This window comes from Micromonospora sp. ATCC 39149 (assembly GCF_000158815.1).
Classification (GTDB): Bacteria; Actinomycetota; Actinomycetes; order Mycobacteriales; family Micromonosporaceae; genus Micromonospora.
On sequence record NZ_GG657738.1, the window covers coordinates 6470586 to 6473434 of the forward strand.

Annotated in this window: 3 protein-coding genes; 1 reads left to right on the forward strand and 2 read right to left on the reverse strand. The window is 73.4% G+C overall.

Features of this window, described 5'->3' with window-relative positions:
* Positions 1–271: hypothetical protein (locus MCAG_RS34090; RefSeq protein ID WP_036375610.1), on the reverse strand; the 271-nt coding region annotated here is incomplete at its 3' end.
* Complete coding sequence (locus MCAG_RS27930) at positions 238–555, reverse strand: helix-turn-helix transcriptional regulator (protein WP_036375611.1); 318 nt, start codon at positions 553–555, stop codon at positions 238–240. The genes MCAG_RS34090 and MCAG_RS27930, both read right to left, overlap by 34 nt.
* A 788-nt stretch (positions 556–1343) precedes the next feature.
* Here MCAG_RS27930 and MCAG_RS27935 point away from each other — a divergent pair.
* The coding region (locus tag MCAG_RS27935; RefSeq protein ID WP_157548694.1) for an amino acid adenylation domain-containing protein at positions 1344–2849 on the forward strand (1506 nt) is incomplete at its 3' end.

The window sequence follows — 2849 nt, forward strand, 5'->3', positions numbered from 1 at the left end:
CAAGAGCGAGCGGCCCGATCGGAAGCATGGTGGTGGATCCCTTCGAAGAGGTCACGGCGATCCGCGCGGCGGCGCCGGCGGCACCGAGCGCGAGCCGTAGGGCTGACAGGTCAAGGTCTGCGGCGTCGTGTACGTCGGCCTGCCACTGTTCGAGGTAGCGAGCGCGCTGCCGTGCGTCGGGCAGCAGGCTCGCCGCGCAGCGCACCACGGCGAGCGCCACCCGCAGGTGGATCTGACTCACCGCGCCACCCGTGGCGACGACGGCCGCCACGACGTCCTCGCCGTGGCGGCACGGGCGCACACGCGACGGGCCTCGGCGGCGCCGTCGGCCGTCAACCGGTACATCCGCCGTCGCGGTCCGCGCCGGTCGCTGTCGTCGTCCCACTGGGATGTCACCCAGCCGGCCCGCTCGAGGCGGTCCAGGACCGGATAGACGCTTCCCGACGGCCGTCCGGTCAGCTTGATGATTTCCAACCCCCAGCGGGGTCGTTCGCTGTCGAGCAGCACCGCCAGCACGTCGACGGTGGCTTTGCCGATGCGTCCCAGCGGCTCCATGGGCTTAGCCTACCTATGTAGTTTAAGGATGTCCACCGCCCGCGCCGGCTGCTCGGATGCGGTGCCGTCACCGAGGCACTCGGGCCATCCCCGCCGAGGAGCGGCAACAGCGGCGGGGCGTGCGTCGAGGTCGCCGACAGTCTGCCCGGTGTCGTTCTCGTCCGTGACACCACGTCCCACCGACCACAGGCGAGGTTCCACCGGCCACAGGCGAGGTTCCACCGGCCACAGGCGAGGTTCCACCGGCCACAGGCGAACGCCATCCTGCGCGCGCCCGGTGGGGCGACCAGGGCACCGTCTCTGAAGCACCTTCGGCTACCCGGCCGGGGGTCGTTCGTCGTGCCGGGGTCGTCGGCGGCATCGATGCGGCTGGTCGGTCGACTCGGGCGCGGGGCGGCGGACGCGGAGCGCGGCGGGTCGGTCAGGGCCGCCCGTTCGGCGTACGATGATCGACGTCCGCCTCGACCGGCATCGCCCTTCCTGAGCTGCCAATCAGGTCTGGCGGTCTAGGAAAAACGCCGGTCACCAGGTGCTTTTGCCGCAAGATTACTTGCTGGTACGTTTTTAGGCTGAAACTCATGTGCGCGCTAGGGGGATGATCGGGTGAATCTTGCCGACCGTCCCGGGTTGCGTCCGTCGGCTGTTCGGTCCGACTCTGATCGATGATCTTGCTGCCCGGGCCTTGAGTCCTATGCTGCATCCATTGTGAAGTCCTGGGGGGGGGATCGTGATCGCGATGCATGGATGCTGCACGCCCGTCGGCGGTGCGACGACTCGCGCCCACTGACATGGGAACATACACTATCGTCCATCGCTTCGCTGACCGTTCGGCCGGCTTCCCGGACCGGCCGGCCCTGCTCGGCGACGGCCAACCGGTCAGCTACGCGACCCTCGCAGCCTCGGCGGGCGGTCACGCCGCGGTGCTCGCCGCCGCCGGGGTCAGCCCCGGCGACCGGGTCGCCCTGCTGACCCCCCACGGCGCGCCCACCGTCGCCGCGATCCTCGGCACGCTCGCCGCCGGCTGCGCGTACGTGCCGCTGGACCCGGGATTCCCCGCCGACCGGCTGCGCCACATGCTCGCCGCCGCGCGGGTGCGCGCCGTGCTGACCGCCCCCGAGCACCGGGACCTGGCCGACCGGCTCGCCGCCGTGCTGACCGGCCCCGAGCACCAGCTCGCCGGCGACCGGCCCGGGGTCGCCGTGCTGACCACCGACGCGGTCACCCCCGCGCCGCTGCGCCCCGCGCCGGTCGACCCCGACGCGCTGGCGTACGTGCTGTTCACCTCCGGCTCGACCGGGCTGCCCAAGGCCGTCGGGCAATCCCACCGCAACCTCGCCCACGTCGTCGACAACCAGATCGCCACGCTGGGCATCGGCCCCGACGACCGGCTCAGCCTGCTCGCCTCGTTCAGCTTCGACGCGGCCATCCCCGACCTGTACCCGGCGCTGCTCACCGGCGCCGCCGTCGTCCCGGTCGACCTGCGCCGGCATGGGCTGGCCCACGCCGTCGACCAGCTCGAAAGGCACCGGGTCACCGTCTACCACTCCACCCCGACCGTCTACCGGTTCCTGCTCGACGCCCTCGGCGACCGGCGGCTGGCCAGCGTCCGGGCGGTGCTGCTCGGCGGCGAACAGGCCACCCACGCCGACGCCGCCCGGGGACGGGACCGGTTCGCCCCCGGCTGCGTGCTGGTCAACGGGTACGGCGCGACGGAGATGACGTTCGCCGCCCGGTACGCGCTGCCGCTGGTCGACGCCGACCCGGCCGCCACCGGCCCGCTGCCGATCGGCACCGCGCTGCCCGGCTACCACCTCGACCTCACCGACGACTCCGGGGAGATCGTGGTGCGGGGCCGGCACGTCGCCCCCGGCTACCTCGACCGCGTCGACGACCGGTTCAGCCGCGACGCCGACGGGGTGTGGTCGTACCGGACCGGGGACCTCGGGGCGCGGCTGCCCGGCGGCGACCTCGTCTGCCTCGGCCGGCTCGACCGGCAGGTCAAGGTGCGCGGCTTCCGGGTCGAGCTGACCGAGATCGAGGCCGTGCTCGCCGCCGAGCCGGGCGTCGGCGCGGTCCGCGCGATCGCCCGCGACGGGGAACTGCTCGCGTACGCCCGCCCGGCCGGCGGCACCCTCGACCCGGCGGCCCTGCGCGCCGCCCTCGCCCGGCGGCTGCCGGAGTACGCCCTGCCCCGGGCCGTCGTCGTGGTCGACGAGTTCCCGCTCACCGTCACCGGCAAGATCGACGAGCGGGCAGCTGCCCGACCCGGCCGCCGTCCCGACCGGGCAGGAAGC

Coding starts and splice junctions, on each gene's coding strand:
- MCAG_RS27930 (WP_036375611.1), bottom strand. CDS start 555: ATGGAGCCGCTGGGACGCATCGGCAAAGCCACCGTCGACGTGCTGGCG.